Below are 26009 nucleotides of genomic sequence, written 5' to 3'. Positions count from 1 at the left end.
CGTGCGACGCACCTCGGAGGTGCGTCGCACGTGGCTGCAAGGGCATTGCGCGTGCAGTGATAGGCTCCGGAGGTGTCGTTTTGCGCGGCGATGCGGATAGGAGTACACTGGTGCGCCCGTGGAGAATGCGATCGGACGAACATGTTATGGACGACAGTACTGAAATCCACAGTGCTACCCAGATTTCCATCATTGAAGGCATGTTCTGGCAGGTGTACGCGACCCTGGCCGCACCCGGGAGCATGGTCCTTACCAAGTAGCGGCGACAAATCTACTCGGGCATCTTCGGCGCGGTCTCCGGCTTCGCCATGATGCTGACGCTGCTGGGGTCAGGGGCATTCCTTCCGCCCGAACTGACGTTGCTGGGGCTGCACTTGGAGCCAGAGCAGGCACTCTTTGGCCTGGGCGGCCTGATGCGCTGGAGCGCTCAAATTCCGCTGTCGTGGGTGCGCGAACCGGGCGCTTCGTCGGTGAGGGTGGCGGCGGAGCAGATGCGGCAGGCTGCCAGGGCCTGGTTTACGCGGCTTCCAGCACGGGTAGGGCGCAAGAGGCCCTGATCGCGGGTGCGCGGCGCCTCTGGGATGGGTAGCGCCGCGCTGCCTGGTCGGCGCCCGTCTATCCGAACATGTTGTCCAGCATCATCATCACGACGAAGCCGATGAGGAGTCCGGTCGTGCCAACCTTGGCGAACCCCTTGCGGTGGGTCTCCGGAATCATCTCCTCGCTGACGACGTAGAGCATGGCTCCGGCGGCAAAGGCCAGCCCAAGGGGCAAAAGCGGGTGCGCGATGGAGACGGCCGCCGCTCCGAGTATGCCGCCGATAGGCTCAACCGCGCCCGACAGCAGCGCAAGGGCCAAGGCCCTGCTGCGGGTGTAGCCCTCGCGGACCAGGGGCAGGGCGACCGCCAGTCCTTCGGGCATGTTCTGCAGCCCGATGGCAATGGCGACCGCGGTGGCTGCCCGAATGTCGCCTAGCCCGAAGGCGACGCCCACCGCCATACCCTCGGGAAAATTGTGAATGGTGATGGCCAAAATCAGCAGCGTGATCCGCCTCAGCGCAGAGGATGGGGGTCCTTCGGGGCCGGAGATGAAGTGGATGTGCGGGACGAACCTATCCGCAAGCGCTACGAACCCCGCACCCATGAGCACGCCGAGCACAACCGTCCATACGGACGCGATTTCCAGGGCGGGGACGAGCAGGCTGAAGGCCGTGGCGGCCAGCATGACCCCCGCCGCAAACCCGAGCAGGGCATCCAGCAGTTTGTCGCTGACGCGCAGGGTGATGAGGACTGGGAGCGCGCCGACGCCGGTCGCCAGGCCGGTTGCCAGCGTCGCCAGCGCCGCCATTAGGATTACGTTCTCGGTGGGCTGAAACCATATCATCGGGATCTCCTGTGAGTGACTCTATCCGCCACATGCCTGTTTTGGCACTGCTGCGCCGCAATAGTATCATAGACGCCTGATGGATGCAAAGCATCGCACCGCATTGCTGATACGCGGCTTCTCCGACGCGCTGCCTCTGGTGCCGGGCGTGGTGGCATTCGGCCTGGTGTACGGGGTCGCGGCGCGGGCGGTCAGCCTCTCGCCGGCAGAGACGGCCGGCATGTCCGCCATCGTCCATGCGGGGTCCTCCCAGTTCGCCGCGCTGGGGATGTGGGCGTCTTCGGACATCGGCGCCATCATTCTGACGACGTTGGTTATCAACCTGCGCCACCTTTTGATGGGGGCTTCCGTCGCACCTTATCTCAGGCGTCTCCCGCTGATGTGGAAGGCGCTCCTGGCCCTGTGGATGTCCGACGAGTCCTACGCGACGGCGATGGCCGCGTATAGGCAGGGCCGCGGGGGCGCGTGGCACTTTCTGGGCGCGAACCTGTGCATCTGGATCGCCTGGTGGCCTGCGGGGCTTGTCGGCGCGCTGGCGGGACGGGCCATCCTCGACCCGACTCGGTTCGGCCTGGACATGGTGTTCCCGCTGGCCTTCATCGGCCTGGCGGCGTCGTTCGTGCGAGGGAGGGCGTCGGTGGTGGCCGCTGCTGTGGCCGCGGCGTCGGCGGTCGCGGGCGCCATCTGGCTGCCGGGGAACTGGTACATCATCGGCGCGGGGCTTCTTGGCTCTATGGCCGGTTTCGCGAGCCTGGGCGCGGGGAGGGAGTCGGCGTGAATCCCTGGCCGGTGTTTGTGGGAATGGCGCTGGTAACGTACCTGACCCGTTTCGCCATGATGCCGTTTCTGTCGCGGGAACTGCCCGGACCTTTGCTCCGATGGCTGCAACTGGTGCCGGTGGCCATCCTGACGGCGCTGATCGCACCCGCGGTTCTGGTGGCCGGCCAGCGGCTGGTCGTCGGCCCGCGGCTGCCTGCGGCGGTTGTCGGGGCTATTGTCGCGTGGCGCACCCGCTCGGTGTTGCTCACGATTATCGCGGGCATGCTGTGCTATTGGGCCATGGTCTTGTTGTTGTAACGATGGTCAGGTAGGGAACGCGAGGGCAATCACTTTACATCATAGGGCGAAAGGATTGACATGCCACTGCAGAATGCGTTCATGTTGCTATTGCTGGGAACTATCTGGGGCGCGTCCTACATGTTCATCAAGGTAAGCGTGGCGGAGATCACGCCCCTGACGTTCGTCGTCCTCCGCACGGGCCTGGGCGGGGGGCTGCTGGCGCTTTTCCTGCTGCTGCGAGGGCGGCGACTTCCGGGCCGCTCCCTCTGGAAGCCGTTGTTTGTCATGGGCCTGTTCAATACGCTCATTCCCTACGGGCTGATCAACTGGGGCGAACTGTACATCTCCAGCGCCCTGGCTGCGATCCTCACGGGCACGATGCCGTTGTTCACCGTGATTTTGGCTCACTTCTGGTCAAAGGACGAGCGCATGGATTGGTACAAGGCGGTAGGCGTGGTGATCGGCTTCTTGGGAGTGGTGGTGCTTCTGGCTCCCGATGTTCGGGAGGGCATCGTGCACAACATCGCCGGCGACCTGGCCGTTATGGGCGCAGGCCTGAGTTATGCCATCGCGGCGGTGTTCGCCCGTCGGCACCTGACCGGGCACGAGCCGGCCGTCCTGTCCGCGGGCATGTTACTGGCGGGATTCGTCATGACCATTCCGCTGGCCTTTGCGTTTGAACGGCCCTTGGCGCTGTCGCCGTCGCCCCGTGCTTGGGCGGCCACGCTGACGCTGGCGATTCTCGGCACCGCGATCGCCTACCTCATCTACTACTGGATTCTGGAACACGGCGGCGCGGTTCAGGCTTCGCTGGTAACGTACATCATCCCCGTGGGCGCTCTGTTCTGGGGGTGGCTCCTTCTGGGCGAGGACATTCGCTGGACTTCGCTGGTGGGCTTGGCGGGGATTCTGCTGGGCATCATGGTGTCCAATCGGTTTCGGATACTCAAGTCGGCATCCCACTGATGCGCCCGTACCCGACGGGTGGGGTGGCGCGTTTCCTTGTGTGAATCGTGTTTCTGCTCCAGGGGGAATGCTATGGGCGCGCGTTGCCGGGCTGTCGTTGCGGCAGTCCTTTTGTGGCTCCTGGCTGGGCCGGGCGCGTGGGCCGCGTCGCCGATCGCTGCCGCGGGTGTCGCGTTGGCTCCGCCGGTTGAGGGCGGCGTTATTTTCGGCCAGGCGCGGGACATTCTGACGGAAAGCCCCGTTGCGGGGGCTTTCGTGTACCTGGAGGGCGGGCAAGGGGGCGCGTTCACCGACGCGGGCGGCTACTATCGGTTGCCGACGCTTCCCGGCGAGTGGACGGTGGCCGTGCGCGCCCCCGGCTATCTGGATATGTCGCAGACACACGTGCGCGTGCTGGTGGGCCGCAGCATCCGCGTGGACTTTGACATGGTCGTTGCGAACCCGACGCCGGCGCAGGAGGAAGAACTCTTCCGCCGCATGGTTACTCCCCCCGAACAGGCCTGGGCTCCTGATTTTGATGTTGCCATGGCGTCCGCGCCGACCTCCATCCGCGTGCTAATGCCCGACGGCCAGGTGGTGGAGATGGATTTAGAGGAGTACGTGAAGGGCGTGGTGCCACAGGAGTTGCCGCCCTCTGCTCCCATGGAGGCGCTGAAGGCGCAGGCGGTGGCGGCGCGCAGTTATGCGGTTACCTCCTGGAACCACGCGGCGCAGGGCGCTAATGTCTGCACGACGACGCACTGCCAGGTGTGGAAGAACGTTCATTTTTCCCGAACGGATCAGGCCGTAGAGGCGACACGAGGCGTCTTTGCGACGTATCGTGGTAGCATCATCCGCGCCTTCTACTTCGGCCACTGCGACGGCCACACGCGCAACAGCGAGGATGTGTGGGTGCAAGCGCTGCCCTACTGTCGCAGCGTCGCCTGCGAGTGCGGGTACACGCGGCTGTGGGGGCATGGCGTGGGGATGTGCCAGGAAGGGGCCATCGCCATGGCCAGGCGCGGCGCGACCTTTGACCAAATCCTGCGCCACTACTACACCGGCATCAGCCTGGTCGGAGTGCAGCCAACGCCCACGCCCGAGCCGACGGCGACGCCGCCCCCCACGCCGGAGCCTGTCGTAACGTTCACGTGGCCGGTGCAGGAAGGCTGGAACCTGATCTCTATCCCCGTGGTCGTCAGCGACACGACGCCCAGCGGCCTGTTTTCCAGCATCGCCGGCAATTACGACATGGTGATGCAGTACGACGCCTTCGCCCCTTATGCCCGCTGGAAAGTGTACCAGGCAGGCAGTGTGAGCCAGACAGGCGGGCTGGATTACCTAGACCTGCGCTACGGGATATGGTTGCGGGCAACCGCGCCCTGCACGCTCACGGTGTCGGGCCTCGCCATCACGACTCCCACCGAGATTCCGCTGATCAACGGCCTCAACCTGGTGGCTTATCCTTCCCTTCGGGCGCGCAACGTATCCGATGCGCTTGCCTCCATCGCGGGGAAGTACGTGCGGGTGTATGCCTACAGGGCCGACCGGCCGGATTCGCCATGGGTGCTGTACGATTTCACGGTGCCCCCGGAACTGAACGCGTTGCAGCAGATGACGCCCGGACTGGGCTACTGGATAGAGATGGTGCAGCCGGCCAACTGGCGGGTGGATCCGTGAGCACGGTCTAGTCGGCCAGCGCCCCCAACACTTCCTCGCCATGGCCTTCGGGCTTTACTTTGCTGAAGACCTTGGCAATTTTGCCTTCTTCGTCAATGACGAATGTGGTCCGCAAGATGCCCTGGTAGGCGCGGCCGTACATCTGTTTCTCGCCCCATACTCCGTATTGCTCGGCGACCTTGTGGTCCTCGTCGGAAAGGAGCAAGAAAGGGAGATTGTACTTGCTTTTGAACCGCACGTGGCTCTGTGGCGAATCGGGGCTGACGCCCAGGATCACCGCGCCCTGTTCTTCGTACTGCGGATAGTTGTCGCGGAACGAGCAGGCTTCCTTGGTGCATCCCGACATCATGTCTTTGGGGTAGAAGTACAGTACAACCTTCTTGCCTCGGAAGTCGGACAGGCGAATCTTCTCGCCGCGATCGGACGGGAGTTCAAAATCGGGCGCGACCTGGCCGGGATTCGGCATCTCGCTCATGGCATTCCTCCGTGAATGAATTTGTGGCGAGTATAGCGGAATCCGGACAGAAAGACCATGACGTGCGTCATGTTGGGGGCTGCTCGCCATGGAAAAAGAAAGGCTGCCATAAGGATGACAGCCTTGTGGAGGCGACGGCGGGACTTGAACCCGCGGTCGGGGTTTTGCAGACCCCTGCCTTGCCACTTGGCTACGTCGCCCGGGGGAACAAAAGGAGCGGAAGACGGGATTTGAACCCGCGACCCTCTCCTTGGCAAGGAGATGCTCTACCGCTGAGCCACTTCCGCCCAAAGGTGCCGAAGCCCAGATTTGAACTGGGGACCCCATCATTTTCAGTGATGTGCTCTTCCAACTGAGCTACCTCGGCAACCTCGCTTGTTATTCTACTCAAGTCCCGCCGGCTTGTCAAAATCGGAGGGGCTGGGTGTCTGTCGTGCTAGCCTAGGGTGGCGCCGAGGGTAAGCGCCGCAAAGGAGACAAGCATGTACACCGACGCAAACTTGAACAGGCGCCAGGTGTTCCCGTCTGACGGGCGGGCCCATGCCATCAGAGCGAGCGCAAGGAGCGCCGCGCCAAAGGCTCCGAGTGCGGCGAGCACGGCTGGGCCAAGTCGCAGGAGGAACCCCGCCAGTTGCAGTACGGCCACGTTTAGCATCGTCGCGCCGGCGATCAGACGGTACGTCGCGTGCAGACCGTACACATTGGGCCAGACGGGCACGCCCGCCCGCGCGTAGTCGTCGGCGTGGCGCGTGGACAGGCTCAGGATGTGGGCGGGAATCCACAGGAGCACCGCAAGGGCGAGCAGCACGCCGATGGCGTCAACATGGCCCAACGCCAGGCTGCGGCCTGCCAGAGCAGGCATCCCGCCCGAGAGCCCTCCCCAAAGGATGGACGCCGCCGTTCTACGCTTGAGCCATAGGGTGTACACGCCGAAATCCAGTACGAAGCCCGCGGTTACAAGAAGCCCGAAGAGCGGTTGCAGTGCCCACGCAAGGACAAGCCCGGCAGTGGACAACGACACGCCGAAGGCTACCGCCACGGACAGCGGCAAGTGGCCTGCGGCCAGGGGGCGTCTCGCCGTGCGCCGCATGAGGACGTCAATGTCGCGGTCAACGACCATGTTGAGCGCTGTGCAGCCTGCGATGGCCGCCAGCAGCGCCAGTGTCCCAAGTCCCAGTTCTCCCCAGCGGATTGCGCCAGGGAGCGTCAGCGCGTAGGCGCAGATGCCGGTGATGAGGAGCAGCAGCGTCTGGCGGGGCTTCGTGAGCGCCGTGAGGTCGCGCAGGAGCGCGGTACGGCCGGACGCGATGGTGAGGATTCGCATGTCGTGCAGGTCGCTCATGGCGTGTCACTCCCTGTGGATTCTATCGTCCAGCCGCGGACGAAGGCGATGATCTCGGAGATTAGATAGGCTGCCAGCGACAGCATGGCCACGCCAATCCCTGCCTCAAACAGCGGTTCCGGCCATGTAACGGCGACCGCAGGTTGGCGGAACATGTAGGGCATGATGAACACGAGTGCCGTGGAAGTGCCCAGCGTCATGCCCCAGGCGCTCGCGCGGGCCGCCCACGTTCGTGAACGGCGTGCGTGCGCCACGAGGAGAAAGCCCATGGCGGCGGACAACGTCGCCAGCACGTGCCAGTGGCCGACGGCGATCGTGCGCTCCACCTCCAGGTAGGCGGGCAGGCGGTAGGTCTCCAGGTTCATGGCGACGTAAACGCCGGGAACGGTAACCACAACGTTGACGAAGATGAGGAACCAATAGAGACCCAGGCGAAAAGGATCGCGCAGCAGACCGCCCTCGCGAGCCAGCGCGCGGAAGCCCATCGCCGCAACGAGGATGCCCGCGGGCAGCAGGAAGGCCGCGCCGACGTTGATGACCTTGTGGGCGACTTTCTCCAGCGGGCCGATGATGACGCTCCAGGTGGCAAGGGACACGATGATGGTGCCGACGATCGTCAGGCCGTACACCCAGCGCGACGGGCGTCTGCCCATGGGCGTGATGCGCGCGACCAGCAGCAGGATCGCCACGTCAATCAGCGTGAGCATGATGTGCAGGTGCGCGATCACACCGCGCTGAAAGATGTCGTGTTCCTGGCGGATGATGTCCTCGGCCAAGACGGCCTTGAACCCGTTGCCGAAGAACGCCCCAATAGCGCCGCCGATGGTGGCGGAAATCAGCAGGGCAATGGCCGTGAGTCCGAATGCCCACCGCGTCAGCCGTTCAGGGCTGCCTTTGCGGGGCAACAGGCCAATGGCCAGAAGGACGCCGGCGTAGTAGGTGAGGCTGAGGCCGACGAGATATACCCCATGGAACAGCCAGTTGCGGCCCAGGTATCCGAAGGTCAGCCCGCCGATGCTCGTGAGCAGGAAGCCTGCGGTGATGGCGGGGTTGACTCCCTGGGCGATCTTCGGCGGAATCTCCATCCGCGCCATGGTCAGGTACACCAGCGACGCCAGGAAGGGGATCGCCAGGCTGTGGTAGAGCAGGATAACGCGCCCCACACGCTGATCGTCGCTCAGCGTGATAGGTAGCAGGCGCGCGATGCCAAGCGCCCGTGAAGGGCCCGACAGCAGCGCAAGCAGCGCAAGCAGGAATCCGACCCATGCGAGGGCAACGAAGGCGAGCCCTTCAGGCGTCGTGAGAAGGCGATGAAAACGGGCTCGTTGGTTCACGAGACGCTCCTCCGGATTTGGGATTGAGTTGCCCAGATTGTACACCGGATGAGCGCCGCCGTCTGTGACATTCATCACACATGGCGGCGATTTGCGTGCAGTTTTCTGGGCGGCGCGTCGGTGTCGCGGGCGCGTCGCTAGTCCTGTGCCGCGGCTGGCTGTTTCCGCAGGGCCCAGCGCCGCTTCCACTGCGCACTTCGTAACCGCCAAGTGCCCACGATGCCGTAGGGCAGGAACATGACCAGCACGATGAAGATGATGCCGAAGACCAACGGCCAACGCGCTCCAAACCACTGGTACAGGAACTGCCCGAAGAACTCCAGCACCGCCGCGCCCAGCATTGGCCCGACCAATGTGCCCATCCCGCCCAGGATCGTCATGATGAGGGCGTTCACGGTGGTAACGGCCGAGGTCATGGACGGCGTTGCGCTGACCGTCCAGACGGCGAAGAGCGCCCCCGCCAGGCCCGCGATGAGGGCCGACACGACGAAGGCGATCGTGCGAAAGAGTGCAGGGTTGTAGCCGATCATCCGCGCGCGGCTCTCGTTCTCGCGCAGCGCGACGAAGATGCGCCCTGTCGGCGAGTTGACGATGCGCCGCGCGAGCCAGTACATCACCACGGCGAACGCCAGCGCGATGAAGTAGAACCGCAGGCGGTATTGGGTGGGGTTGATCCAGGCGGGGACGGGCACGCCGTGAAGCCCCTCGTCGGCCCCCGTCCACTTCACGAAGTCGGTGGCCTTGGACAGGATGTGAATGGCCTCGGCCACGGCGAGCGTGATGATGGCGAAGTACACGCCCTTCACGCGCACCGACACGATGCTGAACAGCAGCCCCAGCGCCAGCGAGACGCCGACCACGAGGAGAATCGCCAGCAGGAACACGCTTGGCTCGGTGATGTCCAGGCCGCCGGGGAGGCTGACGCGGTAGGTCTTGACCAGGCGCGGGGCGACATGCGCGAGGAATAGCGCCATGGTGTAGGCTCCGCCGCCGAAGAACGCTGCATGCCCGAAGGTGAGGATTCCGGAGTATCCGAGCAGCAGGTCGTAGGACATGGCGAAGATGGCCATGATGAACACCGCGATGAGTTGTCCCTGCCAGTATTTGGCCGGGCCTTCGTTTACCGATGTGCCCGTGATGCGGGCGAAGACAAATGGGAACAGGATCAGCGCGACCAGCACCAGCAACGGGCCGCGCGAGCGCTTCAGGCTCTGGAGCGCAGCATCAACGACGGCAATGCGTTTCGGTGGATTGGAATGCGATGCCATGGCCTACTCCTTCTTTCCGAAAAGCCCTGCGGGCCGTAGCAGGAGGACCAGCGCCATGATGATGACGGTGGAGGCTTCGGACACGGCGGGGGTCAGGCTGAACTTGAGGGCGAGGAAGTCGCCGAATGCGCGCGCCAGGCCCAGGAGCAGCGCGCCGATGGCCGCGCCGCTGTAACTGCCCATCCCTCCGATGACTACGGTGATGAAGCCTTGCATCTGGAAGCGGTCGCCCATGACAGGCTCAACCGGCGCGAAGGGCGCAGCCCCGATACCGCCCAGCGCCGCCAGCCCCGCGCCCAACGCGAATACCAGCGTGAAGACGCGGCGCACGTTGATGCCCAACGCCTCCACCATGTCGCGATCCTGCACGCCGGCGCGGATGGTCATGCCCAGGCGCGAATAGTTCATCACGATCATGAGCAAAACGAACATCGCCAACCCCAGCGCGATGATGAACAATCGGTAACTGGGGAACGTTACGCCCATGATTTCCACCGTCAGGGTGTGCTTGGAGAACCACTCTAGGATGGAAGCGGCTTTGCCAGGCTGCGAGAAGAGCGGGGGCCGGCTCATGGCATACGGTAGGGGGTCCCACAGCAACTGCGTCAACTCGCGCAGGACGAACGAGAGGCCCATCGTCGCGAGGATGAGGAAGGTGGGCCGCACATAGAGGGGCCGCACAAGGCTGATCTCAATGGCGCCTCCGATGGCCGCACCGATGAGGGCTCCCGCCGCCAACGATAGGAAGAACCGCACGTCGGCGTTCATCTTCAGCACGGCAATCGCGGCGGATTCGCGGGTGAGCGTTGCCACCGCCGTCAGCAGCGCGAAGCCGAGGAGCGCCGCGATGCTCCGCCGCGCCGCACTGCGCCGCACGACCTGTGTACGGTCGCCGGGGCGCGCCTGGGCCAGGGCAATGAGCAAGCCCGCCAGGAGGAACAGCGCGGGTCGCCGCCAGAACGCCGCCAGCGGTTCCTGGGGCGTGGCTTCGGCCAGCGGGTCCACCATGGTGGCGACCATTGCCGTCTTGGCCAGGCCGCGCACGTCCAGGCCGAGGAGGCCCACGACGACGAGGACAATGGCAATGATGATGGTGGCGGTGCGGAGCGTGCGTTGCCAGCGCACAGGCACAGCCCAGCGAATGGCCAGCGGCTGGATGAGCGGGGTAACCACGATCCCGGCCACGAGGGCCAGCACGAGTGGAGCCAACCCGAACAGGAATGTCGGGTTCGTGTAGAACTGCCATCCGGCGTATGCGCCGATCATGAACATGGCACCGTGGGCGAAGTTCAGCACATCCATCAAGCCGAAGATGATGGTGAGTCCTGCCGCCACCATGAAGTATAGCGCGCCGAGCGTCAGGCCGGACAGCGCCGTGCGCACGAAGGACTGCTGGCCCATGCTGCGCCATCCCACGACGCTCAGGACAATCAGGCCGACGAGCAGAATGATGTACACCTTGCCGGATTTCCAGATCGCCGTTAGCCTCACCGTTCACCTCCGACCGATTCTGCCACGGCGCCCAGATAGCGGTGGATGAGCACCTTGTCTTTCACCAGGTCGGCCATCGTGCCGCTATGCACCGTCGTTCCGTCGTCCAGGATATAGTAGGCCTGCGCCAACTGGCTGGCCATGATGAAGTTTTGTTCCACGAGCAGCACGGTCGTCGTCGCGCTCAGGCCGCGTATGGCTTCCATCATCTGCTCAATGAGGACCGGGGCCAGGCCGTTGCTGGGCTCGTCTATGAGGAGGAGTTTGTTGTCGGGCACCAGCGCGCGGGCGATGGCGAGCATCTGCTGCTGCCCGCCCGACAGGTGATTCCCCGGCAGGCGGTACAGGCGCTTCAGGTCCGGGAACAGGCCGAAGATGAAGTCGGCTTTTCGGTCCAGGTCGCCACGTTTCCGCTCGGCGATTTTCAGGTTTTCCGCGACGGTGAGGTCGCGGAAGATGGCCCGATGCTCGGGGACGTAGCCGATGCCCATCGCGGCGATTTCAAAGGCGCGCCTGCCGCGGATGTCCTGTCCGTCAAAGACGACGCGACCCTGGCTCGGTGGCGTCAACCCCAGGATGGACTTGAGGGTTGTGGTCTTGCCCGCGCCGTTTCGGCCGAGAAGCACGGTGATGCTGCCCCGCTCCACGCTGAGCGACACGTCCTGCAGGATGTGGAACTGGCCGATGAATGTGTGGATATTCTCTACTTGCAGGATCGTATCCATGCTATTTCTCCGCTTGCGCAGTCAAATCGCCGTAGAGCGCGCCGAGGTAGGCGGCCTGGACCGCCTGGTTGGACGCGATTTCGCGCGGCGTCCCCTCGGCCAGCACGCGCCCCTGGTGCATGACGGTGATGTAGTCCGAGATGCTCATCACCATGTCCATGCGGTGCTCTACCAGGACGATCGTGCGGTTTCCCGATTTGAGAATATCGTGGATGATTTCCAACAAGGCCGGGACTTGCTCCGAGGACATGCCTGCCGTCGGCTCATCCAGCAGGAGTACCTCGGGGTTGCCGGCCAACATGATGCCGAGTTCCAGTTTCCGCTTGTCGCCGTGGGGCAGGTTTGCGGCCAGGGCGTACTCGCGGCCGCGCAGCCCCACCTGGGCAATGACGTGTTCCGCCTGTTTCAGGTATTGGGTGTATCTGTCCGAGTGGGTGAGCAGGCGCAGGTTGTGGTGGCCCATGGCCTGGGCAGCCAGCCGCACGTTTTCCAGCACGGTGAGGTTGGGAAAGATGTTGGTGATCTGGAAGGTGCGGCCCAGGCCGAGGTGCGCGATGCGATGCGGCGGCAGTTTGGTGATGTCGCGCCCCTTGAAGAACACGGAGCCGCGGGTGGGGGGCATGGTGCCGCTGAGCAGGTTGAACAGGGTCGTCTTGCCGGCGCCGTTGGGGCCGATGATGGAGTGGAGCGTCCGCGCCCGCACCTGAAGGCTGACGTCGTCCACCGCCACAAGGCCGCCGAACTCTTTGCGCAGATTGCGCGCTTCCAGGACAACCTCGCGCTCTTCGGGTTCGCCTGTCATCGCTTTCTCCTAACGAGCGGTCTTTCTACGTATGCTGGGCCGGCCGCCTCCGGACGTTGGCCCTGCCCGCTGTGCTGGGAGCCAGGCAGGGGGGCATACGGACGCCCCCCTGTTGGAGGCCGACGGGCTACTGTCCGATCCTGGGCAGGTTGCCGCAGCGGTCGGCGTACTGGCCGGTCAACGTGCAGGGCACGCCGAGTTCGTCGTACTTGGAGACGTACACCGTCTCAAAGAACTTGTAGGTCGGGCGGCCCTTTTCGTCCTTGGGCGGGTTGATGTCCACCAGTTTCAGGATGTTCATCGGCTGCAGGCAGACATGGTCCTCGGGACGGATGTAGTAGGTGCCCTTGGGGCCTTCAAACATCAGGCCTTCTAGGGCAGCGATCATCTTGTCGCCGTTGGTGTCGCCGCCGGTCTTCTCCAGCGCCTTGGCTAAGGCGATGGCCGAGGCCATGCCGCCCGCCGTGAACAGGTCTGGCGGCTCATTGTACTCTTCCAGGTGGCGCTGTACCAGCCAGTTGTTCACCGGGTTGTCGGCGGCAGTGTAGTGGTAGACGTTGAGTCCGATCTGGCCCAGGGCTGTGCCGTAGACGGCAGCGAACGAAGCGTTGTCGCCGTATCCGGTCGCCACGCGCATCTTGTCCAGCGCACCCAGGTCGCCCAACTGCTGGAACAGGGTTACGTAGCCGGTGCCGGACCACGTGAGGAACAGGCACTCGGCGCCGGAGTCCATGGCCTGCTGGATGTATGGCGTGAAGTCCGTGGTGTTCAGCGGGGCGTAGATGTCTGCGATGACCTGACCGCCGAACTTGCCGACGGAGTAGGCCAGGGCGGCGCCGCTGCCACGACCGAAGGCGTTGTCCACGCCCAGGTGCGCGAACGTCTTGCCCACGTTTTCCACGAGGTACTTCGCGATGATCAGCGTGTCGTCAAAACTGGTGCGGCTGGTGCGGAAGACGTAGGGGTTGAAGTACTCGCCCGTGATGAAGGCCGACGCGGCGGGGTCCACCATGAGGATGATCTTGTTCTCCAGGGCAACGGTCGTGAGCGCGGCTGCCACTGCCGAGGACACCGGGCCCTGTAGAATCTCCACGCCTTCCTTCTCAATCAGTTCGCGGGCCAGTTGCACGCCCTTCTCGGGGTTGCCTTCGTCGTCGCGGGTGATGACCTCAACCGGGCGGTTGGCGATGATCCAGCGGCCCTGCTCGTCTTTCTTCCCGCCGGAGGCGTACTCAAGCCCCAAGGCGAACCCGCGCACTTGCTGCTGGCCATAGAGGGCCATGACGCCCGAGAGCATGGAAATCTGGCCGATCTTCAGCACGGGGCCGAGTTTGGGGGCCTCGGTTGGGGTCGGCTCCACGGGTACTGCCGTGGGTTCCGGCGTGGGCGTGGGCTTAGCCTGGTAGGGCGGCGGGGCTGTGGGCGTGGCCTTCTGCACGCATCCGGACAACACCATGCCCAGCAGAGCCAGGACTGTCAGAACACTGAACAGGCGTTTCATCTTTCTTTTCCTCCTCAACAAATACATGGGCTTGGGTTACCTGCATGTGCCGATCGTTGCGTGTTCACTTGGATTGGCCTCACCTCCTCCCTCCATCAGTGCTTGCATTGACAGGGGCAACGTACCCGAAAGCCGAATGTCGCAGGCCGCGTAGGGCCTAGATACGATCCATCATGACAACTGCGCGCCCTTCCAGGACCGGCTCGCCTCGCTGGTTGGTGCACGTGGTTCGCAGGGTCAGGATGCGCTTCTCCGCGTTGTAGGCTTGCACCTCGGCCGTGGCCGTGATGGTGTCGCCGATGCGCACGGGCTTCAGGAACTCCATCTGCTGGCTCAAGTAGATGGCTCCTGGGCCGGGGAGTTTCATGCCCAGGACGGCGGAAATCAGCCCGGCCGTGAGCATTCCGTGCGCGATGCGTTCCTTGAAACGGGTCTTCTGGGCGAACTCGGCGTTGACGTGGACGGGGTTGAAGTCGCCGCTGAGGCCGGCGTAGGTGTAGATGTCCGACTCGGTGATGGTCTTGGAGAACGATGCTGTCTCGCCTATCTGGAAGTCGTCCCGAATGTGGATTTGTTCTGGCATAGTGCCTCCTCGGAAGGGCAGCGCGTCGCGCTACGAGTGTTTGACCAGAAAGCCCAGTAGCGCAGAGTTGACTGCGTCGGGCTTTTCCCAAATGACCACATGCCCCGCGCCAGGGACGGTGAGAAACTCGGCGTGGGGAATGCGCTCGGCGATGATCCGCCCGTACACGGCGGGCGGCTTGAGGGCATCTTCCGCGCCATAGAGCAGCAGCGTGGGTGCGGTGATGGCCGACAGGCGGTCGGTGATGTCCAGGCGCTGGAATGCGTCAAACAGGGCCAGCACGGCGTCTATGTCCAGGGCGGCGAAGCGAGGCACCGAAGCCTGCAGGAACGCCTGGTTCGCGGCGATGAATCCGGCGCTGAAGTTGTGGGTAACGGTCGCCTGGAAGAACAGCGCGGGGTCGCGGGTGCTGGCTGCCGCCGTCCACAGGTCAATCTGGGCTTTGAGGAAGGGATGGACCTCGCTGACCGCGCTCATGGCGATCACGGTGTGGGTCATCTCCGGATACTTGGCGGCGAACAGCAGGCTGATTTCGCCGCCGTAGGAGATGCCCCCGATGTGGGCTTTTTCCACGCCAAGTGCGCGCAGCAACGCTGCCAGGGCATCCGCGTGCATCTCCATGCTGTACGGCCCGGCCGGGTGCTCGGAGCGCCCCTGCCCCCGGCAGTCGTATAGGAGGAGTCGGAACCGTTTGCTCAGCACGGGCGTCTGGTTGAACCACGACGCCGTGTTGGCCAGGACGCCGTTGGATAGGACAACCACCGGCGCGTCCTCTGGCCCGTGCCACTCGTAGTGCAGGGTTACCCCGTTGACCTGTAGGGTGCTCATGCCGCCTCCCGGTGGTTTTGGTTCGCCAGAAAAGCGGGGCGCGGAAACCGGCTACCCCACCCGCTTGTACAGGCGATACTTGCTGAAGTCCGTCGGCCGAGGGAGGTTAGGCCCTGCGGCAACGGCCACCTTCATCGTCTGGCCGTCCTCGGCAATGTCCACCAGCGCGCGGAAAACCCCGACCCAGCCCAACGTGTGCTGTGTCTGATCCATGTCCAGTTCGTTGCCGGTGAGGGTCCACGTCCCGCCGGATTTGATGCCCATGGGCGGGTAGTCGGCCTCAAAGGTCCCGTCGGCCTTGTAGTGGAATCGCAGCCCCGCATACTCCTGGCCCGCGGGAATCTCCCATAGTCCCACAATAGTTTGTTGTGCGCTCATCGCCTCACCTCCTCAAAACCTGTTTCTTCACCAGGCTCCATTACGAATTGCCCTGACGTTCCTGTCGGCTCTCGCCCACCTGAACGCCCGGCACTACCAGCCGCGGCACGATGCCCAACCGCTCCACTTCTTCGCGCAGGTAGTTGCGGAAATCGGGGTGCGCGATGCGAATCAGCGCCTCGGCGCGGTCGCGCACGCACCGGCCCCTAAGTTCGGCGACGCCGAACTCGGTAACAATGGTATCCACGTCCTGGGAGGGGACCGTTACCTCCGCGCCGGGTTCCAGAATCGGCACGATGGTGCTGATGGAGCCGTTGCGCGCGGTGGAGCGTAGCGCGATGATGCCGCGCCCGCCTGGGGAACGCTGGGCGCCGCGGTGGGTGTCCAGTTGCCCGCCCGTGCCGCTGAAGTGGCGCACGCCGAGGGATTGCGAACAGACCTGGCCGATGACATCCACTTGCAGGGCCGTGTTGACGCTTACCATCTTGTAGTTCTGCCCGATGATGTAGGGGTCGTTGGTTACCTTGCCCTGCTGGAACTCCACGCCGACGTTGTTGTGGATGAAGTTGTAGAGTTTTTGCGTTCCGAGCGCGAAGGCGCCGACCATCTTGCCCTTCCACAGGGTCTTGCGCTTCCCCGTGATCACGCCTGCCTCAAAAAGGTCCACCATGCCATCGGTGAACATCTCGGTGTGCACGCCCAAATCCCGCCGATTCATTAGGTAGCGGGTGATGGCGTTGGGGATGCCGCCGATGCCCAGTTGGATGGTGGCGCCGTCCTCAATGAGGTCGGCGATGTAGCCGCCGATGGCTTCTTCCTCGGGCGTGGACGGTGCAGGCGGGAGTTCCACCAGCGGGCAGGTGTTCTCCACAATATAGTCCACCTGCGAGATGTGCACCTGCGTATCGCCCAGCGTCCACGGGAGGTTCTCGTTGATTTCCAGCACCACCAGGTCGGCGGCCTCCATAAGGGCTTTCTCAATCACCAGGCCCAGGGACAAGGACATGTTCCCATACCTGTCGGGGGGCGTGGCCGTGCCCCAGAAGATGTTGACCTTGCCATCCCTGGCCAGTTTGTCGCGGGCGGCCTGGTGCAGGTTGTTGGGGATGTAGGACATGCGCCCCTGGGGGTGAGCCTTGCGGTCGGGCGCGCCGTAGAACCAGTTCTCCACGAAGATGTGGCCCGCCATGCGCGGGCTGAGCACAGCCTCGTACTCGCGCATGGGCAGGCAGACCCACAGGTGCACGTCTTCCAGGCGCTCGCCCTGGCGCCCCAGTTCGGTGAGGAGGCCGGGTGGCTCCGACGCCGCCATGGCAACGCCGACGGTCTGATGCGACTGCACGAGACCTACCGCGTCTGGGATAGAGAGACGTTTGCGTTTGTAGAGATCGTTCACCGGTGTCATAGATGTCCTTTTGCCTATGGCATGATGAAGGCCGCGCCCGCCTGATTGTAGCCAACGCCGGAGCCGACGAATGTTACCAGGTCGCCACTCTTGACCTTGCCGAGTTTGCGTGCGTCGTCAAAGCACATGGGCAGGCACGCCGAGCCGGTGTAGCCCCACTTGTCCATGATCCAGTGCGCCCGCTCAATGGGCAGACCGAGATCCTGCATGACCAGTTGGATGGAGTTCAGGCGTACCTGCGTGAAGATGGCCATGTCCACATCCTGCAAGGCAAAGTTGCCGTGGGCGGCCAATTCGCGCATGCGCTTGGGCCAGCCCACGTTGTTGACGTCGGGCGGGAAGGGGGTGATGAGCCGTACTTTGGTGCGCCCCGCCTGAACCGACTCCACCGTGGCCGGCTCGTAGGTTCCGCCCGAGTAGATGCCCCAATGCTTGTGGTAGGAGCCATCGGCGAAGGCGGTGGAGCAGACGAAGCCGGGCTTGTCGCTCACGGCCAGGACTGCCGCGCCCGCGCCGTCGCCGTAGAAGAACGAGACCACGTCGTGCTTCCAGTCGGCGAGTTTGTGCATCATGTACGCGCCAATGACCAAGATATACTTGATGTACGGGTTGGTGGCGATGAGGCCGGCGCCCAGCGCCAGGCCGGTGGGGAAGGACGCGCAGGCGCACCCCAAGTCCACCGTGCCAGCGTTCACCGCGCCGATCTTGTGTTGCACCACCACCGACGTGGCCGGGGTGATGTAGTCCGGCGAGTCGGTGCCCAGCAGAATCCAGTCCAGGTCTTCGGCCCGAATGCCGGCGTCGGCCAGAGCGTCTTTGGCCGCCTCGGCGGCAAGGTCAGAAGTTGCCCAGTCGTCGGGGGCGTACCATCGCGTCTTGATGCCGGTGGACGCCTCAAACTTGTCCACGACTTCGCCGAGGGCCGGATTGACGGCGATCATGTCTTGCTTGAACTGCTCGTTGCTGCGCTCAATGGGTGGCAGATACCTGCCGGTTCCGACGATGGTTGCATATCGGGTCATGGGAATCCTCCTGAATGTGCATTTGCAGAGGGCGTTGTGTGCCCTTTCACGTGCCGATCACGATGCCGCCGTCCACGGAGATGACGGCGCCGTTGACATAAGAAGCCTCGTCGCTGGCAAGCCAGGCGTAGGCGTTGGCTACATCTTCCGGCTCGCCCAGGCGGCCCAGAGGCACTTTCTCCTGCATGGACGCCAGCACTTTCTCGGGCATTTTCTTGACCATATCTGTGAGGATGAAGCCCGGAGCGACGGTGTTCACGCGGATGCCCTTGCGCCCCAGTTCCCGCGCCCACACGCGCGTCATACCGATCACGCCCGCCTTGGTAGCCACGTAGTTCGTCTGCCCGAAGTTGCCGTACAACCCCACCACGGACGCGGCGTTGAGGATGACGCCGCTGCCCTGGAGGATCATCACGGGAGCCACAGCGCGGGTGCAGAGGAACACGCCTTTGAGGTTGACGTTGACGACGGCGTCAAAGGCGGCTTCACTCATCTGGTCAACGACCTCGCCGTCCTTGACCTTCACCAGCAGGGCGTCGCGCGTGATTCCGGCGTTGTTGACCAGGATGTCCACCCGCCCCCAGCGTGCTACCGTTGCATCCACCAGGGCTTGCACAGAGTCCGCCGACGTTACGTCCACCGCGACGAAGAAGGCCTCGCCGCCCATGGCCGCAATCTCGTCCACGACCGCCTGGCCGGCCTCGGCGACCACGTCGCACACGACGACCTTGGCGCCCTCGCGGGCAAACTTCAGGGCTGTGGCCTTGCCGATGCCCATGGCCGAGCCGGTGATGATGGCTACCTTTCCTTTCAAACGTTCCATCGCTCCCTCTCCTGTGTTCTGAAAGCGGTCGGATTACCCGAGCCAGCCGCCGCCGTACTTGAGCCGGTAAACTTCCACGCCGCGATAGGAAACCCACTCGTTGCCCCAGAACTCGTTGCCTTGCGTCTCCCCGCGGTCTGTGTACGTCCAGTCTCCTTCCTGATACGTGGCCTCGCGGCCCAGGCGGGAGTTTTCGCCTGTGGCGATGAGCGCGCGGCGCAGGAAGGCGTAGATGGCGTCTGGCCCTGGGTCTGTAAGCGCGGCCTGGTGCACCTCCCCCGCGTAGATGATGTTCCACAGGGGAATCTCCACCTCAAAGACGGTCTCTTGCCCGAAGAAGGCTGTGGCGCTCCCCATGTAGGTGTCGCGGTACAGGCGGAACCCTTCCTTGTATTCGTAATGCGTTTCGCCCTGGGGTGTAACCCGGACAGGTTCTGCACCGCCGGCCCATGTGCTGGCCCGCGCCCGTTGCAGGAACGCTTCAAATGAACGTGCGCTGGTTTCATTCATTTCCATGTCAAAAACTGGATGACCTCCTTGTTGAATTGCTCCGGCTGCTCTACGTTGATCAGGTGCCCCGCGCCCTGTAGGATTACTTTCTCGGCGTGCGGAATCGCCGAGACCAACACGTCGGCGTTCTGCGGGGGAACCACCCTGTCTTCGGAGCCGGCCATGACCAGAGTGGGCACGGTGATTTGCTCCAGCCGCCCTTCGGATGTCCACCCGACGGCGCTCATCAGTTGGCGGTTGTACGCGTAGGCGGGTTGGGGGTTGTCCAACCTCCACGCCAGCATCTGCTCTAGGTCTTCGGGGTGCGCCGCGGCGTAGGCGGGGGCAACGGACAGGGTTATGCGCGCGCGCAGATCGTCTGCGCCCGCCACCGGCATCATCAGCGCGGCGATGATGTCAGGGCTTGGCGGGACGGCATGAGGCCCGCCCGTGCTCGTGGAGCATAGGATGAGCCGCTTCACTTTGTGAGGGTAGCGGATGGCGAACTCCTGTGCGACGTAACCCCCAAGAGACATGCCCACGATGTGCGCCTGCTTGATTCGCAATGCGTCCATCAGGCCCGCCAGGTCGTCGGCGAACATCGGGATGGAGTAGGGTTCGTCGGGCTTGTCGCTCCACCCGGAGCCGCGCAGGTCGTAGGCGATGACGCGGAAGTAGCGGGACAACTCCGGTACCTGTTTCCACCACAGCCAGGTTGCGGTGCCGAGACCTTCAATCAGGATGAGGGGTTCTCCGCGCCCGGTGATTTCGTAGTGCAGGGACACGCCGTTGACCTTGACGGCGCCGTTGATGGTGGTTGTGGCTTTGGAGGTGGGCGGAGGAGAGCAGGCAGCCAGTACGGGTATCGCGCACAGGACGATTGGGAGCACAAACAAGGGGCCTGCTTTGTGCCCGATTGCCGACAGCCTTCGTCCAGCCATCTCCATCCTCCACATCGCAAATCAAGCATAGCATACCGCAGTTACAGGGCGGTTACAACGCGGCGCGGACCGCCGACGGTCGGCGCGCCTCGGGCTTGTTGACGAGCAGGGGCCGTATGTGTACCATGGGGCAGGCAATGTCGGGAGCGTTGAAGTCATGCGAGATGCTGTCTGTTCTGTGCATCGGCCACGAGAAGCCGCGCGCGTCGCCTACAATCGGATGAGCCGCTGGTACGATGCGTTGGCGCGTTCCGAGCGGCGTTTTCTGGATGCGGGCGTCCGCATGCTTGCCGCGCCAGAGGGGGCGCGCGTGCTGGAAATCGGCTGCGGTACCGGCTATGCCCTCACCGCGATTGCAAGGGCGGTGGGCGAGTCGGGGCTAGTCGTGGGGCTGGACATTTCGGATGGCATGCTCGCCGTCGCGAAGGGGCGCCTGCAACGGGCGGGGCTGCAAGCACGTGCGCTCCTGGTCATGGGGGACGCCGTGGCGCTGCCTTGCGCGGCGGAGACCTTTGACGCGGTATTCATGGGCTTCACGCTGGAATTGTTCGCCGACGCCGACATTCCCGCCGTGTTGGGGGAATGCCGCAGGGTGTTGCGCTCGGGCGGGCATCTGGGTGTGGTGGCCCTGTCGCGGGAAGGCGCAGGGCGTATGGTGCGGCTGTACGAGTGGGCGCACAACCGCTGGCCCGTCTGGGTGGATTGTCGTCCCATCTACGTGCGGCGCGCGCTGGAAGACGCAGGCTTTGTTGTCATCCGCGCCGCACGTGAGCGGATGTGGGGGCTGCCTGTGGAAATCGCCGCGGCCGCCAGGCCCTGACCTACGGCTCAGGCCGGAACTCCCTGACGCCGGCGGAGTAGGCCACAATCATGTCGGCATCCTCATCGCCGATGTTGCGGGCGACGTGGGGCACGCCCGCAGGCACGACGATGACCTCGCCCGCCTCGGTGATGACCTTGTCGGCGCCGACGATGTGCTCCAGCCGCCCGTGCAGGAGATACAGCATCTCCTCGCAGTTGGGGTGGCTGTGCCGGGGGTTGGAACATCCCCGCTTGATGATGACGCGGCCCACGACCATGCCCTGCGCGTTGCCGATGTCCTTGCCCGCAAGCCAGCGCAGGCTTCCCCAGTCCTCGTCAATGCGTTTGGCCTCTATATCTGCAAGCGTGCGGATGTGATAATCCATGTGCGTTTTCCTCCTGTGGGCGTGCGCAGCGGATTATACGCGTATAGGCGAAGCGCGGCAACTGGCCGCATGGGGTCCCCCCCGAAGCCTCGCCGGATGGGGGGAGGCCGACGGCAGGCGACGGGCGTCGGCGGCTCCCCGCCCGCGCAGGGTAAAGGAGCGGGGGCGAAAAACCCTTGACGGCTGATGCGGGTATGGTATAATTGCACGTGTGTAGTTGGGTACCCGTATGGGTGTTCAGAGTGTGAGGCATCCCGAGATGGATAGTGCGGTGGAGACCCTTCCCGTGGCAGGGATCGCCGAATTCTGTCGGCGTTGGCGGATTCGCGAACTGGCGGTATTTGGGTCCGTCTTGCGCCCGGATTTCGGCCCAGAGAGCGACATTGATGTGATGGTAACTTATGAGGATGGCGCGGATTGGAGCCTGCTTGATCACATCAGAATGGAACAGGAACTCCGAGACCTTTTTCAGCGAGACGTTGACCTGGTAACAAAGCGCGCTGTTGAAAACAGCCAGAATTGGGTGCGCCGCGAGGAGATCCTGGGCACGGCTTCTGTAATTTTCCCCAGCGACAAGGTGGCCTATGGAACGAGATGAAGGCACTCTGTTGGATATTGCGAAGGCAGCGCGGGCAGTGCTAGCATTCATAGAGGGCTTACAACAGGAACAATTCCTTGAGGATTTCAAGACCCAGTCCGCCGTGCTTTATCAATTGATTGTGATGGGCGAGGCGGTCAAACGGTTGTCCACCGCGTTGCGCCAGCAGCATCCAGAGATACCCTGGACGCTGGTGGTTGGAATGCGAGACCATCTCACATGGATATGATGTGGTGGACTGGGATGAAGTTTGGATGACGGCAACGAGGGATGTGCCCGAGTTGTTGGGCAAGATAGAGCCCTTGTTGCCGCGCGAAGGTTCAGAGCGGAAGTGAGTCGCCGCCCAGAGCAATAGGGCAGCAGACAGGCCCAATCGTCCAGAAGGGCCTGCCTGCCTCATCTGCCGGCTGCTCGCGGATTCTACATCCGCGACTTGCGCGCGCCGGTCTCAATCTGCTTCCACGCGACGACGACGGCCACGGTCAGGATGGCGGCCAGCACCGCCTCGGGCAGGCCGTTGGCGATGGCGATGGGCGGCAGCGCGCTCCACGGCAGGTGCTTGAACAGGCCGATGGCGCCGAGCACCAGCACCGTGTTGGTGAGCGTGCCCAGGATGCCCGCTACGGCCAGCGCCAGCGGCTCATTCACCTTTTTGAGCGCCTTGTATCCCAGCCACGCCACAACCCCGATGAACAGCCGTGGCAGCACCGAGATGACCGGGTTCTGGAACCACACGTCCACAGGGCCGGTGGGGGCCAGCGCGGCCTGGAGCAGGCTGAACAACCCGAAGATCAGCCCGATGGCCGTGCCAACCACGGGGCCTTCCAGCACAGCGCCGATGATGACGGGCACGTGCATGATGGTGAGGGCCGCGCCCGCGACCCACGGGATGAACCCAAGATGGGTCCAGCCGAGGAAGACGGCGAGCGCGCCCATGACGCCCGCGATGACGATTTTGCGCGCCGGTGTGGACTTGGCAACCGCTTCTGTTGACATAATCGCCTCCTTTGCTATCTCCAAAGTGTGGATATCGCCCGCCATACCAGTGCGTCGGCGGGCGTCGCGCCAGCCGCGAGCGCCGCAGCCAGGACGACGACAACCAGTGCGAGCATCGCGTAGTCGGATGCCCGCGCCCGGAAGTGGACCAGGTACGTTCGCCCCTTGCCCCCGGTGTAGCACCGCGCCTCCATGGCCAGGATCAGGTCTTCGGCGCGCTGCAGCGTGGAGAGGATGAGGGGCACCAGCAGCGGGATGAGCCTTCGGAAGCGCCGCACGAAGTTCCAGCCGCGCCCCGCTCCGAAATCCGCGCCCCGCGACGCCTGGGCTTTCATGAGGCGTTCGGTCTCCTGGGCGAGGAGCGGCACGAAGCGCAGGGCAACGTTCAGCGTTAGGGCGAATTCGTGCGCGGGCAGGCCGACGCGCTGCAACGGGCGCAGGAGGTGTTCTGTCCCGTGGGTGAGTTCTGTCGTGGTGGTGGTGAACGAGAGCAAACTCAGCCCCCACACCAGCACCGAGAACTTCAGGAACAGCAGCGCCACCGCGACCGCATCCCGCGCGGTGAGCGTGATGAAAGCCCACCGCCAGAACACCGTCGTGTTGGCGTCGTTCTGTGGGATGGCAATGGCCTGCAGGATGCCCAGGATGGCCAGGAACGGCAGCATGGGCTTCACGCCCGAAAGCGCGTAGCCGAGGGGAATCCTGGCGGCCAGAAACCCCACGAGGACCAGGGCGAACGAGAGGCACAGTCCCGCGATGCTGGACATCGCGGTAACCGCGACGACGAGCAACAGCCCCGCGAGCAACTTGATTCGCGGGTCGGCCCGATGGACGGCCGAACCGGTCGGCAGGTACTGCCCAAGCGTTACTGTGCGCAGCAGTTCAAACTCGGACGCGCTCATCGGCCAACCTCACAATCGCCTGCGCGAGTTCTTCCAGCGAGAGTACGTTCGTGGGGACAGGGCAGCCGCGCAGCGCCAGAGCGTGCGCCAGTGCCGTCGCGGAGGGTAGCCCCAACCCGAACTCTGCGAGCCAATCGGGGTTTGCAAACACCTGGCGGGTCGGCCCCGAGTGCGCGATCTGCCCGTCGGCGACGATGTAAACACGATCGGCCAGGAGCGCGACATCATCCATGTTGTGCGACGAGAACACGATGGCCCGGTCTGCCCGTCGCCACTGCTGGAGCAACGCGATGAGATCTTCGCGCCCCTTGGGGTCTAATCCCGCTGTCGGCTCGTCCAGCGCCAGGATCTGCGGGGCCAGCGCCAGGACTCCCGCCAGGGCTAGCCTACGCCGTTCGCCTCCGCTCAAGGCGAGGGTGAGGCGGTCTTTGTACGCCTCAAACGGGAGCCCAACGGCATTCATCGCATCCCGCACCCGTTCCCGCGCCTCGTCAATGGACGCGCCGAACATGAGGGGGCCGAACGCCACGTCATCGCCCGCGTACCGCTCAAACAACTGCGCCTCGGGCTGCTGGAACACCAGCCCCACCCGCTTGCGGAGCGCGCGCACATCGCATCGGGGGTCGGCGAGGTCGTATCCGAGCACGCGCACGCGCCCCGAATGCGGCCGCAGCAGGCCGTTGAGGTGCTGGAGCAGCGTGGACTTGCCCGAGCCGGTCGGCCCGATGATGGCGACGGTTTCGCCTGACCCCACCTCCATGTGGACGCCCCGCAGGGCGCGATTTTCCAGGGGCGTGCCCTGCAGGTAGGTGTAGTGGACGTCGTCCAGCGCGATCCATGGGTCTTGCGCTGCGACGGTCGGCGAGGGCAGATCTACCCCGTTGCTTGCCTCATCGGCGGGTGCTGGGGTTCTGGGAGCGGTTCCTGCTGTGGCGAGGGACTTACAGACGGCATCCGCCAGCGCTTCGGAGTCCAGGATGTCGGTCGGGAAGTCGGGCCAGTGGTGGGCCAGGCGATGCGCAAGGCGCGCCACGGGTGGCGCTTCCAGTCCGCATTGTTCCAGCAGCGCGGCGTCGCCGAAGATCCGTGCGGGAGACCCTTCGGCCACAATCTGCCCGTCGGACAGCACGACGATACGGTCGGCCTCCACGGCCTCGCTCATGGAGTGCGTTACGGCGATGATGGTGGTGCCTGCGTCGTGGAGCCGCCGGAGGATGTCCAGCAGCGCCGCCTTGCCCGCGGGGTCCAGCATGGCGGTCGCCTCGTCCAGGACAAGGCAGAGGGGCTTCATGGCAAGCGCGGCGGCGATGGCGAGGCGCTGCTTCTGCCCGGCGGAAAGCAGATGCGACGCCCGCTGGCCCTGCCCTTCCAGCCCCACCGCGGCCAGGGCTTCCGCAACCCGCGTCGGCAGTTCCTGGTCGGGGACGCCGAGGTTCTCCGGACCGAAAGCGACATCGTCTTCCACAATCGTGGCGACAATTTGGTTGTCGGGGACCTGAAAGACCATCCCGACGGTGCGGCGGATGTCGCGGATGTGCGCGCGGTCTCGGGTGTTCCAGCCGTTCACCCAGACATCGCCGTCATCGGGCACGAGAAGCGCGTTCAGGTGGCGGGCCAGCGTGGATTTGCCGGATCCGTTCGCTCCCACAATGGCGACGTACTCGCCTGGGTTCACGGTCAGGCTCACATCCCGAAGGGCCGGCCTCCCCGTCCCTGCGGGGTATGTGTAGGATATGTTCTGCACGCGGATGAGGGGTTCTGTCATACTCACCCAAAACGAATCGCGGGCCCCGGCAACCGGAAACCCGCGATGATAGCCCAACCGATCCTGCCGGTCGTCTCGGGCGCGTTG

The 26009-nt window shown here is 64.3% G+C and carries 28 protein-coding genes, 3 tRNA genes and 1 pseudogene; 8 read left to right on the top strand and 24 right to left on the bottom strand.

All coding sequences use genetic code 11. From position 1 onward, the window contains the following. The first annotated feature begins 308 nt into the window (after positions 1 to 308). On the top strand, positions 309 to 557 hold the full coding sequence (locus tag H5T65_00485; protein ID MBC7257703.1) for a hypothetical protein: 249 nt from the start codon (positions 309 to 311) through the stop codon (positions 555 to 557). A 58-nt stretch (positions 558 to 615) separates the two neighbouring features. Here H5T65_00485 and H5T65_00480 read toward each other — a convergent pair whose 3' ends face one another. After that, complete coding sequence (locus tag H5T65_00480; GenBank protein MBC7257702.1) at positions 616 to 1383, bottom strand: ZIP family metal transporter; 768 nt, start codon at positions 1381 to 1383, stop codon at positions 616 to 618. 79 nt (positions 1384 to 1462) lie between these two features. On the opposite strand from H5T65_00480, the gene H5T65_00475 reads away from it, so the two are divergent. The 4 genes from H5T65_00475 (at position 1463) to H5T65_00460 (ending at position 5067) form a co-directional block, all read left to right on the top strand. Continuing rightward, complete coding sequence (locus H5T65_00475) at positions 1463 to 2161, top strand: AzlC family ABC transporter permease (GenBank protein MBC7257701.1); 699 nt, start codon at positions 1463 to 1465, stop codon at positions 2159 to 2161. After that, positions 2158 to 2460, top strand: a complete 303-nt coding sequence (locus tag H5T65_00470; GenBank protein MBC7257700.1) for an AzlD domain-containing protein — start codon at positions 2158 to 2160, stop codon at positions 2458 to 2460. Before H5T65_00475 ends, H5T65_00470 begins: the two co-directional genes overlap by 4 nt. 60 nt (positions 2461 to 2520) lie before the next feature. After that, positions 2521 to 3408 (top strand): DMT family transporter, encoded by an 888-nt coding sequence (locus tag H5T65_00465; GenBank protein MBC7257699.1) that lies wholly within the window; start codon positions 2521 to 2523, stop codon positions 3406 to 3408. 72 nt (positions 3409 to 3480) lie between these two features. Then, complete coding sequence (locus H5T65_00460) at positions 3481 to 5067, top strand: SpoIID/LytB domain-containing protein (protein ID MBC7257698.1); 1587 nt, start codon at positions 3481 to 3483, stop codon at positions 5065 to 5067. Between the two features lie 7 nt (positions 5068 to 5074). Here the strand turns inward: H5T65_00460 and bcp are convergent, their stop codons facing one another. From bcp to H5T65_00365, 19 genes are all read right to left on the bottom strand, one after another. Beyond that, the gene (bcp, locus tag H5T65_00455; GenBank protein ID MBC7257697.1) at positions 5075 to 5533 is read right to left on the bottom strand and encodes a thioredoxin-dependent thiol peroxidase; all 459 of its coding nucleotides are present in this window, start codon (positions 5531 to 5533) and stop codon (positions 5075 to 5077) included. Positions 5534 to 5668: 135 nt separating this feature from the next. After that, positions 5669 to 5742, bottom strand: a tRNA-Cys gene (locus H5T65_00450). A gap of 15 nt (positions 5743 to 5757) precedes the next feature. Beyond that, a tRNA-Gly gene (locus H5T65_00445) sits at positions 5758 to 5829 on the bottom strand. 7 nt (positions 5830 to 5836) lie between these two features. Further along, positions 5837 to 5909, bottom strand: a tRNA-Phe gene (locus H5T65_00440). Positions 5910 to 5978: 69 nt separating this feature from the next. Next, positions 5979 to 6884: a protoheme IX farnesyltransferase gene (locus H5T65_00435; protein ID MBC7257696.1), complete on the bottom strand. Its 906-nt coding sequence runs from the start codon at positions 6882 to 6884 to the stop codon at positions 5979 to 5981. Continuing rightward, entirely contained in the window at positions 6881 to 8218 is a 1338-nt protein-coding gene (locus H5T65_00430; protein MBC7257695.1) for a hypothetical protein, read from the bottom strand. The genes H5T65_00435 and H5T65_00430 overlap by 4 nt, the downstream gene beginning before the upstream one ends. A 137-nt stretch (positions 8219 to 8355) precedes the next feature. Continuing rightward, positions 8356 to 9486 carry a branched-chain amino acid ABC transporter permease gene (locus tag H5T65_00425; GenBank protein ID MBC7257694.1) on the bottom strand — a complete coding sequence of 377 codons (1131 nt, stop codon included), beginning with the start codon at positions 9484 to 9486 and terminating at the stop codon, positions 8356 to 8358. Positions 9487 to 9489: 3 nt separating this feature from the next. Next, positions 9490 to 10977, bottom strand: a complete 1488-nt coding sequence (locus H5T65_00420) for a branched-chain amino acid ABC transporter permease (GenBank protein ID MBC7257693.1) — start codon at positions 10975 to 10977, stop codon at positions 9490 to 9492. Next, on the bottom strand, positions 10974 to 11702 hold the full coding sequence (locus H5T65_00415) for an ABC transporter ATP-binding protein (GenBank protein ID MBC7257692.1): 729 nt from the start codon (positions 11700 to 11702) through the stop codon (positions 10974 to 10976). Before H5T65_00415 ends, H5T65_00420 begins: the two co-directional genes overlap by 4 nt. A 1-nt stretch (position 11703) precedes the next feature. Further along, positions 11704 to 12504 (bottom strand): ABC transporter ATP-binding protein, encoded by an 801-nt coding sequence (locus H5T65_00410; GenBank protein MBC7257691.1) that lies wholly within the window; start codon positions 12502 to 12504, stop codon positions 11704 to 11706. A gap of 127 nt (positions 12505 to 12631) precedes the next feature. Continuing rightward, positions 12632 to 14005, bottom strand: a complete 1374-nt coding sequence (locus tag H5T65_00405) for an ABC transporter substrate-binding protein (GenBank protein ID MBC7257690.1) — start codon at positions 14003 to 14005, stop codon at positions 12632 to 12634. A gap of 157 nt (positions 14006 to 14162) precedes the next feature. Next, the gene (locus H5T65_00400) at positions 14163 to 14588 is read right to left on the bottom strand and encodes a MaoC family dehydratase (GenBank protein ID MBC7257689.1); all 426 of its coding nucleotides are present in this window, start codon (positions 14586 to 14588) and stop codon (positions 14163 to 14165) included. Positions 14589 to 14618: 30 nt separating this feature from the next. Continuing rightward, positions 14619 to 15416: an alpha/beta fold hydrolase gene (locus H5T65_00395; GenBank protein ID MBC7257688.1), complete on the bottom strand. Its 798-nt coding sequence runs from the start codon at positions 15414 to 15416 to the stop codon at positions 14619 to 14621. A 51-nt stretch (positions 15417 to 15467) separates the two neighbouring features. Continuing rightward, on the bottom strand, positions 15468 to 15794 hold the full coding sequence (locus tag H5T65_00390; GenBank protein ID MBC7257687.1) for a hypothetical protein: 327 nt from the start codon (positions 15792 to 15794) through the stop codon (positions 15468 to 15470). Between the two features lie 40 nt (positions 15795 to 15834). Next, the gene (locus tag H5T65_00385) at positions 15835 to 17199 is read right to left on the bottom strand and encodes an acetyl-CoA hydrolase/transferase family protein (protein MBC7257686.1); all 1365 of its coding nucleotides are present in this window, start codon (positions 17197 to 17199) and stop codon (positions 15835 to 15837) included. 14 nt (positions 17200 to 17213) lie between these two features. Further along, positions 17214 to 18221, bottom strand: a complete 1008-nt coding sequence (locus tag H5T65_00380; GenBank protein ID MBC7257685.1) for a ketoacyl-ACP synthase III — start codon at positions 18219 to 18221, stop codon at positions 17214 to 17216. A 46-nt stretch (positions 18222 to 18267) separates the two neighbouring features. Then, positions 18268 to 19044 carry a beta-ketoacyl-ACP reductase gene (locus tag H5T65_00375; GenBank protein ID MBC7257684.1) on the bottom strand — a complete coding sequence of 259 codons (777 nt, stop codon included), beginning with the start codon at positions 19042 to 19044 and terminating at the stop codon, positions 18268 to 18270. 33 nt (positions 19045 to 19077) lie between these two features. Further along, positions 19078 to 19554 (bottom strand): hypothetical protein, encoded by a 477-nt coding sequence (locus tag H5T65_00370; protein ID MBC7257683.1) that lies wholly within the window; start codon positions 19552 to 19554, stop codon positions 19078 to 19080. Then, a complete protein-coding gene (locus tag H5T65_00365) occupies positions 19551 to 20474 on the bottom strand; it encodes an alpha/beta fold hydrolase (protein MBC7257682.1) in 924 nt (307 codons plus the stop codon). Before H5T65_00365 ends, H5T65_00370 begins: the two co-directional genes overlap by 4 nt. A gap of 157 nt (positions 20475 to 20631) precedes the next feature. Between H5T65_00365 and H5T65_00360 the strand changes: the two genes are divergently transcribed. Next, positions 20632 to 21294 (top strand): methyltransferase domain-containing protein, encoded by a 663-nt coding sequence (locus tag H5T65_00360; protein MBC7257681.1) that lies wholly within the window; start codon positions 20632 to 20634, stop codon positions 21292 to 21294. Between the two features lies 1 nt (position 21295). Here the strand turns inward: H5T65_00360 and H5T65_00355 are convergent, their stop codons facing one another. Beyond that, complete coding sequence (locus tag H5T65_00355; GenBank protein ID MBC7257680.1) at positions 21296 to 21661, bottom strand: cupin domain-containing protein; 366 nt, start codon at positions 21659 to 21661, stop codon at positions 21296 to 21298. A 259-nt stretch (positions 21662 to 21920) separates the two neighbouring features. Here H5T65_00355 and H5T65_00350 point away from each other — a divergent pair, with 259 nt between their 5' ends. Together H5T65_00350 and H5T65_00345 are read left to right on the top strand one after the other, a co-directional pair. Beyond that, positions 21921 to 22259: a nucleotidyltransferase domain-containing protein gene (locus tag H5T65_00350; GenBank protein ID MBC7257679.1), complete on the top strand. Its 339-nt coding sequence runs from the start codon at positions 21921 to 21923 to the stop codon at positions 22257 to 22259. Continuing rightward, positions 22246 to 22594: pseudogene (locus tag H5T65_00345) on the top strand (DUF86 domain-containing protein). Before H5T65_00350 ends, H5T65_00345 begins: the two are co-directional and overlap by 14 nt. A gap of 85 nt (positions 22595 to 22679) precedes the next feature. Here H5T65_00345 and H5T65_00340 read toward each other — a convergent pair. Genes H5T65_00340 through H5T65_00330 form a run of 3 tightly spaced genes read right to left on the bottom strand, consistent with a single transcriptional unit; the run spans position 22680 to position 25922 of the window. Further along, positions 22680 to 23255, bottom strand: a complete 576-nt coding sequence (locus H5T65_00340) for an ECF transporter S component (protein MBC7257678.1) — start codon at positions 23253 to 23255, stop codon at positions 22680 to 22682. Positions 23256 to 23269: 14 nt separating this feature from the next. Next, positions 23270 to 24157: an energy-coupling factor transporter transmembrane protein EcfT gene (locus H5T65_00335; protein ID MBC7257677.1), complete on the bottom strand. Its 888-nt coding sequence runs from the start codon at positions 24155 to 24157 to the stop codon at positions 23270 to 23272. After that, positions 24138 to 25922, bottom strand: coding sequence for an energy-coupling factor transporter ATPase (locus H5T65_00330; GenBank protein MBC7257676.1), 1785 nt, complete (start codon positions 25920 to 25922; stop codon positions 24138 to 24140). The genes H5T65_00335 and H5T65_00330 overlap by 20 nt, the downstream gene beginning before the upstream one ends. Between the last annotated feature and the right edge of the window lie 87 nt (positions 25923 to 26009).

It is taken from the genome of Chloroflexota bacterium (assembly GCA_014360805.1).
Taxonomy (GTDB): Bacteria; Chloroflexota; Anaerolineae; order DTLA01; family DTLA01; genus DTLA01.
This window is presented reverse-complemented; position numbering and strand designations above follow the sequence as displayed.